The following is a 14917-nucleotide window of genomic DNA, read 5'->3' as shown; positions in this document are numbered from 1 at the left end:
GCTTGCTCAAGCCTAGGCAAACAAGAACACGAGGTGTGCCATGCCGCATCCCGCCCCGACCATCGGGATCATTGCCAACCCTGCTTCCGGCCGCGACCTGCGCCGCCTGACCAGCAACGCCGGGCTCTACTCCAGCACCGACAAGGCCTCGGTCATCCAGCGCCTGCTCGCCGCCTTCGGCACCACCGGGGTGGCCGAGGTGCTACTACCCACCGACATGACCGGTATCGCCGCCGCCGTGCTCAAGGCCAGCCTTGGCCCCGTGGCGCAGGACCAGCACTGGCCGCGCCTGGCACTGCTCGACCTGCCATTGACCCAGACCGTCAGCGATACCCGCCTGGCCACCCGGCACATGGTCGAGCGCGGCGTGGCAATGATTGCCGTGCTGGGCGGCGACGGCACGCACAAGGCGGTGGCGTCCGAGGCTGGAGACACCCCGCTGCTCACCCTGTCCACGGGCACCAACAACGCCTTCCCGGAACTGCGCGAAGCCACCAGCGCCGGCCTTGCTGGCGGTTTGCTCGCGAGTGGCCTGGTTCCGGCCAGCATCGGCCTGCGTCGCAACAAGCGGTTGCTGGTGAAAGTGCCGCAGCAACGGCTGTGTGAATGGGCACTGGTCGAAGTGGCGGTGTCGCCACAACGATTCATCGGTGCCCGCGCGCTGAGCCGCAGCGAAGACCTCAGCGAAGTCTTCGCCTGCTTTGCCGAGCCCCACGCGATCGGCCTGTCGGCGCTTTGCGGCCTGTGGCAACCGGTGGCTCGCCATGAACCCTACGGCGCCTGGGTACGGCTGAACCCCGGTGCCGAACAAGCCCTGCTCGCTCCACTGGCCCCCGGCCTGCTGCAAGGCTGCGGCATCACCGCCAGCGGCACGCTCAGCCCGGGCGTGGCCCATCGCCTGAGCCTCAGCGCCGGCACCCTGGCCCTGGATGGCGAGCGCGAAATCGAGTTCGCCGAACACGACACACCGACCATCACCCTCGACCTGCAAGGCCCGTTGACCGTCGACGTCGAGGCCGTGCTGGCACATGCCGCCCGTCATCACCTGCTGGCCGTCCCGCGCGGCCATCGGCTGCACCCTGCAACCCCGTGTTGAGACAACCCTGGAGAACAACAAGATGTCCACTCACCTCAGTTCAGAGCAATTGCTGCATGCCTATGAAGTGATGCGCACCATCCGCGCCTTCGAAGAACGCCTGCACGTGGAGTTCGCCACAGGCGAGATTCCCGGTTTCGTACACCTGTATGCCGGTGAAGAAGCTTCCGCCGCCGGGGTCATGGCGCACCTGCGCGACAGCGACTGCATCGCCTCGACCCACCGCGGCCACGGTCACTGCATCGCCAAGGGCGTCGATGTGTACGGCATGATGGCCGAGATCTACGGCAAGAAGACCGGCGTGTGCGGCGGCAAGGGCGGTTCGATGCACATCGCCGACCTGGAAAAAGGCATGCTCGGTGCCAACGGCATCGTCGGTGCCGGCGCGCCGCTGGTGGCCGGCGCCGCCCTGGCGGCCAAGATCAAGGGCAATGACAACGTGGCCGTGGCCTTCTTCGGCGACGGCGCTTCCAACGAGGGCGCAGTGTTCGAGGCGATGAACCTGGCCTCGATCATGAACCTGCCGTGCATCTTCGTCGCCGAGAACAACGGCTATGCCGAAGCCACCGCCTCGACCTGGTCGGTGGCCTGCGACCACATCGCCGACCGCGCCGCCGGTTTCGGCATGCCAGGCGTGACCATCGACGGCTTCGACTTCTTTGCCGTGCACGAGGCCGCCGGCGCCGCCATCGAGCGCGCCCGTTCCGGGCAAGGCCCGTCGCTGATCGAGGTCAAGCTGAGCCGCTACTACGGGCACTTCGAAGGCGACGCACAGACCTACCGCGCCCCTGACGAGGTGAAGAACCTGCGCGAATCCCGCGACTGCCTGCTGCAGTTCCGCAACAAGACCACCCGTGCCGGCCTGCTGCAGGCAGCGCAACTGGACGCCATCGACGCCCGTGTCGACGACCTGATCGAAGACGCCGTGCGCCGTGCCAAAGCCGATCCCAAGCCGCAGCCCGCCGACCTGCTCAGCGACGTCTACGTCAGCTACCCCTGAGCCCGGACAACAAGAACAACAGGAGAACCACCATGGCTAGAAAAATCAGCTATCAGCAGGCCATCAACGAGGCACTGGCCCAGGAAATGCGCCGCGACAGCAGCGTGTTCATCATTGGCGAAGACGTTGCCGGCGGCGCGGGTGCCCCGGGCGAGGATGACGCCTGGGGTGGCGTGCTCGGCGTCACCAAAGGCCTGTACCACCAGTTCCCGGGGCGCGTGCTCGATGCGCCGCTGTCGGAAATCGGCTACGTCGGTGCCGCCGTCGGTGCCGCCACTCAAGGCCTGCGCCCGGTGTGCGAGCTGATGTTCGTCGACTTTGCCGGCTGCTGCCTGGACCAGATCCTCAACCAGGCCGCCAAGTTCCGCTACATGTTCGGCGGCAAGGCGGTCACGCCGCTGGTGATGCGCACCATGTACGGCGCCGGCCTGCGCGCTGCGGCCCAGCACTCGCAGATGCTTACCTCGCTATGGACCCACATCCCCGGCCTGAAGGTGGTCTGCCCGTCCTCGCCGTATGACGCCAAGGGCCTGCTGATCCAGGCAATCCGCGACAACGACCCGGTGATCTTTTGCGAGCACAAGCTGCTCTACAGCATGCAGGGCGAAGTGCCGGAAGAGGTGTACAGCGTGCCATTCGGCGAGGCCAACTTCCTGCGCGACGGCGACGACGTGACCCTGGTGACCTACGGGCGCATGGTCCATGTGGCCATGGAAGCGGCCAACAACCTCGCCCGCCAGGGCATCGACTGCGAAGTGCTGGACCTGCGCACCACCAGCCCGCTGGATGAGGACAGCATTCTCGAAAGCGTGGAGAAGACCGGCCGCCTGGTGGTGATCGACGAAGCCAACCCGCGCTGCTCGATGGCCACCGATATCAGCGCACTGGTCGCGCAAAAGGCCTTCGCCGCGCTCAAGGGCCCGATCGAGATGGTCACCGCGCCGCACACCCCGGTGCCGTTCTCCGATGCCCTGGAAGACCTGTACATCCCTGACGCAGCGAAGGTCGAAGCGGCCGTGCGCAAGGTCATCGAAGCTGCAAGGAGCGCCGCATGAGCCAGATTCATACCCTGACCATGCCCAAGTGGGGCCTGTCGATGACCGAAGGCCGGGTCGACGCCTGGCTCAAGCAGGAGGGCGACCAAATCAGCAAGGGCGACGAAGTGCTGGACGTCGAGACCGACAAGATCAGCAGCAGCGTCGAGGCGCCGTTCAGCGGCGTGTTGCGCCGCCAGGTGGCCCGGCCCGACGAAACCCTGCCGGTCGGTGCGCTGCTGGCCGTGGTAGTGGAGGGTGAAGCCGAGGAGTCAGAGATCGATGCCGTGGTGCAACGCTTCCAGGCCGAGTTCGTCGCCGAAGGGGGTGCTGACCAGGCCCAGGGGCCGGCACCGCAAAAGGCCGAAGTGGCCGGGCGCCTGCTGCGCTGGTTCGAACTGGGTGAAGGTGGCACGCCGCTGGTGCTGGTGCATGGTTTTGGCGGCGACCTTAACAACTGGCTGTTCAACCACCCGGCATTGGCGGCCGAGCGTCGAGTCATCGCCCTGGACCTGCCGGGGCATGGTGAATCGGCCAAGGCCCTGGCAAAAGGTGATCTGGATGAGTTGAGCGAAACGGTGCTGGCCCTGCTCGATCATCTGGATATCGCCAAGGCCCACCTGGCTGGGCACTCCATGGGCGGCGCGGTTAGTCTGAATATCGCGCGCCTGGCGCCGCAGCGGGTGGCGAGCCTCAGCCTGGTGGCCAGTGCCGGGCTGGGTGAGGCGATCAATGGCCAGTACCTGCAAGGCTTCGTCGCCGCCGCCAACCGTAATGCGCTGAAGCCGCAGATGGTGCAGCTATTCGCAGACCCGGGGCTGGTGACCCGGCAGATGCTGGAGGACATGCTCAAGTTCAAGCGCCTGGAAGGTGTGGATGACGCCTTGCGCCAGCTGGGGGCGGCGCTGGCTGACGGTGACCGCCAGCGGCATGACCTGCGCGGGGTCCTGGGGCAGCATCCGGCGCTGGTGATCTGGGGGGCCGAGGACGCGATCATTCCGGCGGCGCATGCCGACGGAGTCGAGGCCGAGGTGCTTGTGGTGCCCGGGGTCGGGCACATGGTGCAGATGGAGGCGGCGGAACAGGTGAACCAGCGGCTGCTGGAGTTCCTGCGCAAACACTGACCCTCTCGACTGACTGTCCCGGCCTCTTCGCGGGCAAGCCCGCTCCCACAGGATCTCCACAGACCTTGAAAACCCTGGATAACCTGTGGGAGCGGCCTTGCCCGCGAAGAAGGCGACGCGGTCCCCTGCCATACCTCTACAAACCCCCCGCACTCGCGTAAACTGCCAGGCTTGTCGCAGCCTCGGGCTGCCCCTGTCGATTTACCAAAGGTGCCCGCCATGCCTTGGCTGCAAGTACGCCTGGCCATCAGCCCGGAACAAGCCGAAACCTACGAAGACGCCCTGCTCGAAGTCGGCGCCGTATCGGTCACGTTCATGGACGCCGAAGACCAGCCGATCTTCGAACCCGACCTCAACACCACCCCGCTGTGGTCGCACACCCACCTGCTGGCCCTGTTCGAAGCCGACGCCGAGCCAGAAGCGGTATTCGCCCACCTGCGCTTGCTGACCGGCGCCGAGCTGCCCGAGCACCAGGCCGAGGTGATCGAGGACCAGGACTGGGAACGCAGCTGGATGGACGGCTTCCAGCCAATGCGCTTCGGCCAGCGCCTGTGGATCGTGCCGAGCTGGCACGAGGCCCCGGACCAGGACGCGGTCAACCTGCTGCTCGACCCCGGCCTGGCCTTTGGCACCGGCACCCACCCGACCACCGCGCTGTGCCTGGAATGGCTCGACGGCCAGCAGCTGCAAGGCGCTCAGGTACTGGACTTCGGCTGCGGCTCGGGCATCCTCGCCATTGCGGCGCTGCTGCTGGGCGCGCGCGAGGCGGTCGGTACCGACATCGACGTGCAGGCCATCGAAGCCTCGCGTGACAATGCCCAGCGCAACGGCATCGCCGACGAAAAGTTCGCGCTGTACCTGCCCGAGCAGATGCCGGCGATGCAGGCCGACGTGCTGGTCGCCAACATTCTCGCCGGCCCGCTGGTGTCGCTGGCACCGCAGCTGTCCGGCCTGGTCCGCCCAGGTGGCCTGCTGGCCCTGTCGGGCATCCTCGCCGAACAGGGTGAGGAAGTGGCTGCCGCCTACGCTGCCGACTTCGATCTGGACCCGATCGTCGTGCGCGACGGCTGGGTGCGCATCAGTGGTCGGCGCCGCTAAGCGGGCCTAGAATAGTTCTCTGCACAGCTCCCGGATCGCCGCATGACCGACAGTTTCGTCACCCAGTGCCCGCATTGCCAGACCAGCTTTCGCGTCACCCATCACCAGTTGAGCGTGGCTCGCGGCGTCGTGCGCTGCGGTCACTGCCTGCAGGTGTTCAATGCGGCCAAGCAGCTGTTGGAGCAGAACCGTGCCGCGGCCAGCCGTGCGCCCGTCGTTCCACCGCCAGCGGTGGTCGAGCCGGTCGCTGCGCCTGAACCGGCGGTCAGCGAGCCGCCGCCGGTAACTAAAGAAGACTGGGCCATGACCGCCCAGGCTCTGGATGAACTCGACCTTGACCAGGAGCTGGCGCGCCTTGAACGCCGTGGCGAGCCGACCGAGCCGCGTGCCGATATCAAGGCCAATGCCTTGCAAGCCCGCCGCGACGAGCCGGCTGCCGACGAGCATGGCGACGAACTGTTCGGCACTGCCACCGACGAACCCTATGAGCCTCATGAAGCCCATGCTTCGACCCCTGTGCTGCTGGATGAACAGCCGCTGGAGCCTGAACCCGGTCATCGCCACGAGCCGACTCTTGGCGGCGACCTGGACCTCGACCTCGACGAGGAACCGTCAACGCAGCGCGTAGCTGAACCTGAACCGGTTGAGCGCTTCGAAGAACATGACGATATCATTCACGCAAAAGGCCTCAGCGCCCGTGATGACGACGACGCCGACCTACACCTGTCGGCCCGTGACGACGACCCCCTCGAGCCGTTGCCCGGTGAACGTCTGGAGCCCGGCTTCGCCGCCAAGCCAGAACGCCCGTCACGCAAGGAACCGCTGGTCGATGTTGTCGACGACCCGCTGCAACTGGGGTGGGAAAAACCCCGGCCCAACTGGGGCAAGCGCCTGCTGTGGAGCTTCCTGACCCTGCTGGCCGCTGGCCTGCTGGCATTCCAGTACGTGTGGTTCCACTTCGACGAACTGGCCCGCCAGGACCAGTACCGCCCGATCTTCCAGCAACTGTGCCCGATGCTCGGCTGCCAGGTGCCGACCCGCGTCGATATCAGCCGGATCAAGAGCAGCAACCTGGTGGTGCGCAGCCACCCGGACTTCAAGGGCGCCCTGATCGTCGATGCGATCATCTACAACCGCGCACCGTTCTCCCAGCCGTTCCCGCTGCTGGAGCTGCGCTTCGCCGACCTCAACGGCCAGCTGATCGCCAGCCGTCGGTTCAAACCCAGCGAATACCTGTCAGGAGAACTGGCCGGGCGCGGCGAAATGCCGAGCCAGACGCCGATCCACATTGCCCTGGATATTCTCGACCCGGGCCCCAAGGCCGTGAACTACAGCCTCAGTTTCCGCTCCCCGGAATAAGCCCGCGTCCACATGGGGGCGCGCTGACCAAAGCAAATGACATAAGCCGACAGCTGTACAGAATTTATCCAAATCCTTCTTTATCCGGTCACCGAGAGCGGGTATCATGCCAACCCTTTTTCGGACTCCCATGATTCGGCCCCACAACAGGGAACACCTATGTCGGCGGTACGCATCGGCCCATACACACTACGCAACAACCTGATCCTCGCACCCATGGCCGGGGTCACGGACCAGCCTTTCCGGACACTTTGCAAGCGCTTGGGCGCCGGCATGGTGGTGTCGGAGATGGTCAGCAGCGACATGAGCCTGTGGAACAGCCGCAAGTCCAGCCTGCGCCGCATCCATGAGGGTGATCCCGAGCCACGCTCGGTACAGATCGCCGGTGGTGATGCGCAGATGATGGCCGCGGCGGCCCGGGCCAATGTCGAGGCAGGTGCGCAGATCATCGATATCAACATGGGCTGTCCGGCAAAAAAAGTCTGCAACAAAGCGGCAGGCTCTGCTTTATTGAGAGATGAAGACCTGGTCGCCGAAATCCTCCACGCCGTGGTCGGCGCGGTGGACGTACCCGTGACCCTGAAAATCCGCACCGGGTGGGACCGGGCGAACAAGAACGGCCTGAACGTGGCGAAGATCGCCGAACAGGCTGGCATCCAGGCGCTGGCGGTGCATGGCCGCACACGCGCTGACCTGTACACCGGCGAAGCCGAATACGACACCATTGCTGCTATCAAGCAGGCGGTATCGATCCCGGTTTTTGCCAATGGCGATATCACTTCGCCAGAAAAGGCCCGGGCGGTGCTGGATGCCACCGGGGTCGACGGCCTGCTGATTGGCCGGGCTGCCCAAGGGCGGCCATGGATCTTTCGCGAGATCGAACATTTTTTGGGGACTGGCCAGCATTTGCCGGCCCCGCAGTTGGACGAAGTGGAACGCATCCTGCTAGAGCACCTGGCCGCGCTGCATGCCTTCTATGGCGATGTGATGGGCGTACGTATCGCCCGCAAGCACGTGGGCTGGTACCTGGCAACACGACCCGGCGGCAGGGAGTTTCGCGCCCGGTTCAACGCTTTGGAAGACACACAAGCGCAGTGCGCCAACGTTCGCGCGTTTTTCAGTGAACGTCGACAGAGCCTTGAGACAGAGGACGGACAAGGGGTGGCCGCATGACGATGATGACCGAGACATTAGTGAGTGGAACAACGCCCGTGAGCGACAACGCCAACCTCAAACAGCACCTCAACACGCCGAGCGAAGAGGGCCAGACCCTTCGCGACAGCGTCGAGAAGGCGCTGCACAACTACTTCGCACACCTGGAAGGCGCGACCGTCACCGACGTGTACAACCTGGTGCTCTCCGAAGTCGAGGCGCCCCTGCTCGAAAGCGTGATGAACTACGTGAAGGGCAACCAGACCAAGGCCAGCGAGATGCTCGGCCTCAACCGTGGCACCCTGCGCAAGAAGCTCAAGCAGTACGACTTGTTGTAAGCCAGAATCCCGATCAGAAAAGGCGGCCTCTGCGAAGAGACGCCTTTTTTGCTGACTCCACCGCGTTATTGGAACCCGAAATGACCGACCAGACTACCCGCCTGCCAGTCCGCCGCGCCCTGATCAGCGTCTCCGACAAGACCGGTATCCTCGAATTCGCCCGTGAGCTGCAACAGCTCGGTGTCGAGATCCTGTCCACCGGCGGCACCTACAAGCTGCTCAAGGACAACGGCGTGAACGCGGTGGAAGTGGCCGACTACACTGGCTTCGCCGAGATGATGGATGGCCGGGTCAAGACCCTGCACCCGAAGATCCACGGTGGCATCCTTGGCCGTCGCGGCATCGACGACGCCATCATGAACGAGCACGGCATCAAGCCGATCGACCTGGTTGCAGTCAACCTGTACCCGTTCGAAGCCACCATTTCCAAGCCAGGCTGTGACTTGCCGACCGCCATCGAGAACATCGACATCGGCGGCCCGACCATGGTCCGTTCGGCTGCCAAGAATCACAAGGATGTCGCCATCGTGGTCAACGCCAGCGACTACGCCGGCGTGCTGGAAGGCCTCAAGGCCGGCGGCCTGACCTACGCCCAGCGCTTCGACCTGATGCTCAAGGCGTTCGAGCACACTGCTGCCTACGACGGCATGATCGCCAACTACATGGGCACCATCGACCAGGCCAAAGACACCCTGAGCACTGAAGCACGCAGCGAATTCCCGCGCACCTTCAACAGCCAGTTCGTCAAGGCCCAGGAAATGCGCTACGGCGAGAACCCGCACCAGAGCGCGGCGTTCTACGTTGAAGCGAAGAAAGGCGAAGCCAGCATTTCTACCGCCGTGCAACTGCAAGGCAAGGAACTGTCGTTTAACAACGTGGCCGACACCGACGCCGCGCTGGAGTGCGTTAAGAGCTTCGTCAAGCCAGCCTGCGTCATCGTCAAGCACGCCAACCCGTGCGGCGTGGCCGTTGTGCCTGAAGACGAAGGCGGCATCCGCAAGGCCTACGACCTGGCCTACGCCACCGACACCGAGTCGGCATTCGGCGGCATCATCGCCTTCAACCGCGAGCTGGACGGCGAAACCGCCCAGGCCATCGTCGACCGTCAGTTCGTCGAAGTGATCATCGCGCCGAAAATCTCCCAGGCTGCCCGCGACGTGGTAGCGGCCAAGCAGAACGTGCGTCTGCTGGAATGCGGCGAGTGGCCAGCCGAGCGCGCTGCCGGTTGGGACTTCAAGCGCGTCAACGGTGGCCTGCTGGTGCAGAGCCGCGATATCGGCATGATCACCGCCGATGACCTGAAGATCGTCACCAAGCGTGCACCGACCGAGCAAGAGATCCACGACCTGGTGTTCGCCTGGAAAGTGGCCAAGTTCGTCAAGTCCAACGCCATCGTCTACGCCAAGCAGCGCCAGACCATCGGTGTCGGCGCCGGCCAGATGAGCCGCGTCAACTCCGCGCGCATCGCCGCCATCAAGGCCGAGCATGCCGGCCTGCAGGTGCAGGGTGCGGTCATGGCGTCCGACGCGTTCTTCCCGTTCCGTGATGGCATCGACAATGCGGCTAAAGTGGGTATCAGCGCCGTGATCCAGCCGGGTGGTTCGATGCGTGACGCCGAGGTGATTGCTGCCGCTGATGAAGCCGGCATCGCCATGGTGTTCACCGGTATGCGCCACTTCCGCCACTAATCAAGATGGCCGGCCGAACCTCGGTCCCCTGTAGGAGCGGCCTTGTGTCGCGAAAGGGCTGCGCAGCAGCCCCCGGACCTTTGCAATACAGCAAAAATCCCGGGACCGCTCTGCGGTCCTTTCGCGACACAAGGCCGCTCCTACAGGCGGACGAGGTTCTCCGCCAAACAGAGGTTTTGACATGAAAGTTTTGATCATCGGCAGCGGCGGCCGTGAGCACGCCCTGGCCTGGAAAGTCGCCCAAGACCCACGCGTCGAGAAGGTCTTTGTTGCCCCGGGCAACGCCGGCACCGCCATCGAGCCAAAATGCGAGAACGTCGCCATTGATGTGTGCGCGCTGGAGCAACTGGCCGACTTCGCCGAGAAGAACGTCGACCTGACCATCGTCGGCCCGGAAGCGCCGCTGGTGATCGGCGTGGTCGACCTGTTCCGCAGCCGTGGCCTGGACTGCTTTGGTCCGACCAAGGGCGCGGCCCAGCTGGAAGGCTCCAAGGCCTTCACCAAGGACTTCCTGGCCCGCCACAAGATCCCGACCGCCGACTACCAGAATTTCACCGAGATCGAGCCAGCCCTGGCCTACCTGCAGGAAAAGGGTGCCCCGATCGTGATCAAGGCCGACGGCCTGGCCGCGGGCAAAGGCGTGATCGTCGCCATGACCCTGGCAGAAGCCGAAGCCGCCGTGCGTGACATGCTGGCTGGCAACGCCTTCGGCGAGGCCGGTTCGCGCGTAGTCATCGAAGAGTTCCTCGACGGCGAGGAAGCCAGCTTCATCGTCATGGTCGACGGCCACAACGTGCTGCCCATGGCCACCAGCCAGGACCACAAGCGCGTCGGCGATCAGGATACCGGGCCGAACACCGGCGGCATGGGCGCCTACTCCCCTGCCCCGGTGGTTACCCCGGACGTGCACCAGCGCGTGATGGACCAGGTGATCTGGCCGACCGTGCGTGGCATGGCCGAAGAGGGCAACGTCTATACCGGCTTCCTGTATGCCGGCCTGATGATCGACAAGGCGGGCAACCCCAAGGTCATCGAGTTCAATTGCCGCTTCGGCGACCCTGAGACCCAGCCAGTCATGCTGCGCCTGGAGTCGAGCCTGGTGCTGCTGGTCGAAGCCGCCTTCGCCAAGGCACTGGACAAGGTCGAAGCACAGTGGGACCCGCGCCCGAGCCTGGGCGTGGTGCTGGCTGCCGGCGGTTACCCGGGTGACTACGCCAAAGGCGACGTGATCAACGGCCTGGAGGCTGCAGCCAAGATCGAAGGCAAGGTGTTCCATGCCGGTACCTCGCTGAAGGACGGTCAGGTCGTCACCAACGGCGGCCGTGTGCTCTGCGCTACCGCCATGGGTGCCAGCGTCGCCGATGCCCAGCAGCAGGCCTACCGCCTGGCCAAGGAAGTGAGCTGGAACGGCAGCTTCTACCGCACCGACATCGGCTACCGGGCCATCGCTCGCGAGCGCGGTGAACACCAGCAGTAAGTGGTACCGGAGTGCCGCAGCGCCTTGTGCATGCGGCATCCGGCTCGTCGACAGGGCCCCATGGGGGCCTTGCCTTCGGCTTGGCGCGCCGCGCATAGTTAGTATCTGGCACATCGGCTAGGAAGGGATCTCGTAGTGCGTCGGCTTCGGATTGCCACAGCTCTGATCGTCAGCTTGCTGACCCTGCTCTGCCTGTTGCCGGCTTCGGCCGAACAGGGCGGAGGCTGGTCCGTTCTGCTCGATGAACAGGCCAACCTGCAATTGAGCGACGTGCGTTCCGATCGCTATCGCAGCCAGTTCAGCCCTACCACCCTTGGCGAACTCGATGCCGCACCGGCTGAACAAGCCCTGTGGTTGCACTATCGCCTGGAACCGGGTGACCAGGAGCAACTGCTGCGCATCTTCGCTCCTGACTTGTCGCGCCTCGACCTCTACGCCCTCGATGGCGACAGGCTGCTGCGCCAACTGCACCACGGCCGCCAGGCCGGTAACGGCAGCCCGACCCTGCGCGGCAGCGACCATGTATTGCCCTTGCCCAACAGCCAGCACGCGCTGGACATTTACCTGCGCCTGGTCTCGGAGCACCAGCTGCGCCCGGCGATAAGCCTGGAACCCGCAGCGGTAGCCGCCTCCGACCATGGCCAACCCCTGCTGTTCGGCATGCTGTTCGGCGGCCTGGTGATGCTCATCCTGCATAACCTGATCCGCTTCATCTACACCCGCTCCAGCACTACCCTGTATCTCGCCCTGTACCACGGGCTGATGCTGCTCAGCGGCCTGATCCTGCTCAACCTCAGCGGCCCGTGGTGGCACCTGTGGCACAGCGCGCAAACCCCGGCGGCCTACCTGACCCTGGTTCTGGCCGGGCTGTCGGGGCTGTATTTCACCCAGCATTTCTTCTCTCCCTGCAACTCACCGCGGCTCAACCGCCTGCTGCAGGGCGAAATGCTGGTCGCAGCGGTCAGCGGGCTGGTCCTGCTGTTTGTCGATACCCTGCCGCTGAACCTGATGACGTATGCCCTGCTGGCCGTCGGCAGCGTGACCATGCTGACGGCCAGCAGCTACCACTGGTACAAGGGCTATGCACCGGCACGGCTGTTCAGCGTCGCCATGCTGGTATTCAACCTTGGCGGCCTGGTGCTGCTGCCCGCCCTGCTGGGCCTGACCCGCACTTCGACGCCTTGGCTGCTGTGCATCCTCCTGGGCATGACCGTGGTCAGTGGCTTGCTGCTCAACCTGGCCGTCAGTGAGCGCCTGCGGCGCATCAGCGAAGAACGCTTCCGCGCCAGCCGTGCGCTGGCGGCCAGCGATGCCGAGATCAACGCCAAGGCGGAGTTCCTGGCCAAGATCAGCCACGAAATCCGTACCCCCATGAACGGTGTACTGGGCATGACCGAACTGCTGCTCGGCACGCCACTGTCGGTCAAGCAACGCGACTATGTACAGACCATTCACAGCGCCGGCAACGAGCTGCTGACGCTGATCAACGAGATTCTCGACATTTCCAAGCTCGAATCGCGACAGATCGAGCTGGATGACGTGCAGTTCGACCTCAATGCCCTGATCGAAGACTGCCTGAACATTTTCCGCGCCAAGGCCGAGCAGCAGAACATCGAGCTGATCAGTTTCACCCAGCCGCAGGTGCCGCGGGTCATCAGCGGCGACCCGACACGTCTGCGCCAAGCCTTGTCGAGCCTGCTGGAAAATGCCCTGAAGAACACCTCCCAGGGCGAAATCCTGCTGGTAGTCGCGCTGGATCAGCGCGGTGAAATCCCACGCCTGCGCATTGCCGTGCAGGACAGTGGCGAGCCGCTGCCTGCGGCCGAGCGCGAGGCCTTGCTGCAGGCCGAGCTGCACAGCCACCACTTCCTTTCCAGCAACAAGCTTGGCGGCCACCTCGGGCTGGTCATCGCCAAGCAGCTGATCGGCCTGATGCAAGGCGAGTTCGGCATCAAGAGCAGCACCAGCATGGGCAATACCCTTTGGCTGACCTTGCCGCTCGATCCATCACGCCTGGAGCAGCCCCCGGCAGACCTGGACGGCCCGTTACGCGACGCCCGGGTCCTGGTGGTCGACGACAACGACACCTGCCGCAAAGTCCTGGTGCAGCAGTGCAGCGCCTGGGGCATGAATGTCAGCGCGGTGCCATCGGGCAAGGAGGCGCTGGCCCTGCTGCGGACCAAGGCGCACCTGCGCGACTATTTCGATGCGGTGTTGCTGGACCAGAACATGCCGGGCATGACTGGCATGCAGCTGGCGGCCAAGATCAAGGAAGACCCGAGCCTGAACCACGACATCCTGGTGGTCATGCTCACCGGTATCAGCAACGCGCCCAGCAAGGTCATCGCACGTAATGCCGGGATCAAGCGCATCCTTGCCAAGCCGGTTGCCGGTTATACGCTCAAGACCACCCTGGCCGAAGAACTGGCCCAGCGTGGCCGCGATCAGGCCGTGCCGGCTGCGATGCCCGGCGCGCAGGGCGCGCTTGAGTTGCCGAGCGACTTCCGGGTACTGGTGGCCGAAGACAACAGTATCTCGACCAAGGTCATCCGCGGCATGCTCGGCAAGCTCAACCTGGAGCCCGATACCGCCAGCAACGGCGAAGAGGCCTTGCAGGCGATGAAGGCGCAGCGTTACGACCTGGTGTTGATGGACTGCGAAATGCCGGTACTGGACGGTTTCTCCGCGACCCAGCAGTTGCGTGCCTGGGAAACCACCAACCAGCGTCAGCGCACCCCGGTGGTGGCGCTGACCGCGCATATACTGGCTGAGCACAAGGAGCGCGCACGGCTGGCCGGCATGGACGGCCACATGGCCAAGCCGGTTGAGCTGTCACAGTTGCGCGAGTTGATCCAGTACTGGGCCAATCAGCGCGAAGCCAAAGCTGATCCGGCGCACAGCTCGTAACCAGACTCCTGCACGCCACCCTTATCCCCCAAGGATCATCCCATGCTGCATGACTTGTTCAGTGTCTACCTGAAGATGCTGGTGCTCTATAGCCCGTTCTTCGTGCTGTCGTGCTTCATCAGCCTGACCCGTGGTCACTCCAGCAAAGAGCGCAAACAGCTGGCCTGGAAGGTCGCCTTTGCCGCGCTGGTGGCCAGCGTGCTGCTGTACCTGTTCGGCAGGGTGATCTTCGGGATTTTCGGTATCACCGCCGACGCCTTCCGCATCGGTGCGGGCAGCGTACTGTTCATCTCGGCGTTGGGCATGGCCCAGGGCAAACCGGCTGTGCAGGCCGACAACGTGCAACAGGACGTGACCATCGTGCCACTCACCATCCCGCTCACCGTGGGCCCCGGCACCATCGGGGCCCTGCTGGTGATGGGCGTGGGCCAACCGCACTGGGACGACAAGCTGCTGGCCATTGTCAGCATCGCTCTGGCCAGCTTCACCGTCGGCCTGGTGTTGTACCTCTCGCACGGCATCGAAAAACTGCTCGGTGACCAGGGCCTGCAGATCGTCAGCCGCCTGATGGGGCTATTCGTCTGCGCCCTGGCGGCGCAGATCATCTTTACCGGGATCAAGGGCTACCTGGTCGGTTAGCCCTC

12 protein-coding genes are annotated in these 14917 nt (G+C 64.6%); all 12 read left to right on the top strand.

The annotated features are described in order from the left end of the window. Window positions 1–40: 40 nt before the first annotated feature. The 12 genes from CQW31_RS09960 to CQW31_RS09905 all read left to right on the top strand — a co-directional run bounded on the left by CQW31_RS09960 (window position 41) and on the right by CQW31_RS09905 (window position 14912). Window positions 41–1096, top strand: a complete 1056-nt coding sequence (locus CQW31_RS09960; protein WP_099814386.1) for an ATP-NAD kinase family protein — start codon at window positions 41–43, stop codon at window positions 1094–1096. A 22-nt stretch (window positions 1097–1118) separates the two neighbouring features. Continuing rightward, window positions 1119–2096: a thiamine pyrophosphate-dependent dehydrogenase E1 component subunit alpha gene (locus tag CQW31_RS09955; protein WP_099814407.1), complete on the top strand. Its 978-nt coding sequence runs from the start codon at window positions 1119–1121 to the stop codon at window positions 2094–2096. Between the two features lie 32 nt (window positions 2097–2128). Next, window positions 2129–3151 carry an alpha-ketoacid dehydrogenase subunit beta gene (locus CQW31_RS09950; RefSeq protein WP_054886844.1) on the top strand — a complete coding sequence of 341 codons (1023 nt, stop codon included), beginning with the start codon at window positions 2129–2131 and terminating at the stop codon, window positions 3149–3151. Further along, complete coding sequence (locus tag CQW31_RS09945; RefSeq protein ID WP_099814385.1) at window positions 3148–4254, top strand: acetoin dehydrogenase dihydrolipoyllysine-residue acetyltransferase subunit; 1107 nt, start codon at window positions 3148–3150, stop codon at window positions 4252–4254. Before CQW31_RS09950 ends, CQW31_RS09945 begins: the two co-directional genes overlap by 4 nt. A gap of 219 nt (window positions 4255–4473) precedes the next feature. Then, complete coding sequence (gene prmA / locus CQW31_RS09940; protein ID WP_099814384.1) at window positions 4474–5352, top strand: 50S ribosomal protein L11 methyltransferase; 879 nt, start codon at window positions 4474–4476, stop codon at window positions 5350–5352. A gap of 42 nt (window positions 5353–5394) precedes the next feature. Further along, window positions 5395–6711 (top strand): DUF3426 domain-containing protein, encoded by a 1317-nt coding sequence (locus tag CQW31_RS09935; RefSeq protein ID WP_099814383.1) that lies wholly within the window; start codon window positions 5395–5397, stop codon window positions 6709–6711. 159 nt (window positions 6712–6870) lie between these two features. Next, window positions 6871–7884 carry a tRNA dihydrouridine synthase DusB gene (gene dusB / locus CQW31_RS09930; RefSeq protein WP_099814382.1) on the top strand — a complete coding sequence of 338 codons (1014 nt, stop codon included), beginning with the start codon at window positions 6871–6873 and terminating at the stop codon, window positions 7882–7884. Next, window positions 7881–8201, top strand: a complete 321-nt coding sequence (gene fis / locus CQW31_RS09925; RefSeq protein ID WP_008093076.1) for a DNA-binding transcriptional regulator Fis — start codon at window positions 7881–7883, stop codon at window positions 8199–8201. The genes dusB and fis overlap by 4 nt, the downstream gene beginning before the upstream one ends. 80 nt (window positions 8202–8281) lie before the next feature. Beyond that, complete coding sequence (gene purH / locus CQW31_RS09920) at window positions 8282–9889, top strand: bifunctional phosphoribosylaminoimidazolecarboxamide formyltransferase/IMP cyclohydrolase (RefSeq protein ID WP_054886839.1); 1608 nt, start codon at window positions 8282–8284, stop codon at window positions 9887–9889. 181 nt (window positions 9890–10070) lie between these two features. After that, window positions 10071–11366, top strand: coding sequence for a phosphoribosylamine--glycine ligase (gene purD, locus CQW31_RS09915; RefSeq protein WP_054886838.1), 1296 nt, complete (start codon window positions 10071–10073; stop codon window positions 11364–11366). A 135-nt stretch (window positions 11367–11501) separates the two neighbouring features. Next, a complete protein-coding gene (locus CQW31_RS09910; protein ID WP_054886837.1) occupies window positions 11502–14273 on the top strand; it encodes a hybrid sensor histidine kinase/response regulator in 2772 nt (923 codons plus the stop codon). Between the two features lie 45 nt (window positions 14274–14318). Continuing rightward, the gene (locus CQW31_RS09905) at window positions 14319–14912 is read left to right on the top strand and encodes a MarC family protein (RefSeq protein ID WP_176509668.1); all 594 of its coding nucleotides are present in this window, start codon (window positions 14319–14321) and stop codon (window positions 14910–14912) included. Window positions 14913–14917 lie beyond the last annotated feature (5 nt).

This window comes from Pseudomonas sp. 382 (genome assembly GCF_002759075.1).
GTDB classification, from domain to species: domain Bacteria; phylum Pseudomonadota; class Gammaproteobacteria; order Pseudomonadales; family Pseudomonadaceae; genus Aquipseudomonas; species Aquipseudomonas vlassakiae.
Note: the sequence above shows the minus strand (reverse complement) of the source record. Positions and strands in the feature narration are given on the sequence as shown.

Excerpts from the sequence above, each read along its gene's own strand:
- CQW31_RS09960 (WP_099814386.1), top strand. The coding sequence starts at position 41 with ATGCCGCATCCCGCCCCGACCATCGGGATCATTGCCAACCCTGCTTCC.
- CQW31_RS09955 (WP_099814407.1), top strand. The coding sequence starts at position 1,119 with ATGTCCACTCACCTCAGTTCAGAGCAATTGCTGCATGCCTATGAAGTG.
- CQW31_RS09950 (WP_054886844.1), top strand. The coding sequence starts at position 2,129 with ATGGCTAGAAAAATCAGCTATCAGCAGGCCATCAACGAGGCACTGGCC.
- CQW31_RS09945 (WP_099814385.1), top strand. The coding sequence starts at position 3,148 with ATGAGCCAGATTCATACCCTGACCATGCCCAAGTGGGGCCTGTCGATG.
- prmA (WP_099814384.1), top strand. The coding sequence starts at position 4,474 with ATGCCTTGGCTGCAAGTACGCCTGGCCATCAGCCCGGAACAAGCCGAA.
- CQW31_RS09935 (WP_099814383.1), top strand. The coding sequence starts at position 5,395 with ATGACCGACAGTTTCGTCACCCAGTGCCCGCATTGCCAGACCAGCTTT.
- dusB (WP_099814382.1), top strand. The coding sequence starts at position 6,871 with ATGTCGGCGGTACGCATCGGCCCATACACACTACGCAACAACCTGATC.
- fis (WP_008093076.1), top strand. The coding sequence starts at position 7,881 with ATGACGATGATGACCGAGACATTAGTGAGTGGAACAACGCCCGTGAGC.
- purH (WP_054886839.1), top strand. The coding sequence starts at position 8,282 with ATGACCGACCAGACTACCCGCCTGCCAGTCCGCCGCGCCCTGATCAGC.
- purD (WP_054886838.1), top strand. The coding sequence starts at position 10,071 with ATGAAAGTTTTGATCATCGGCAGCGGCGGCCGTGAGCACGCCCTGGCC.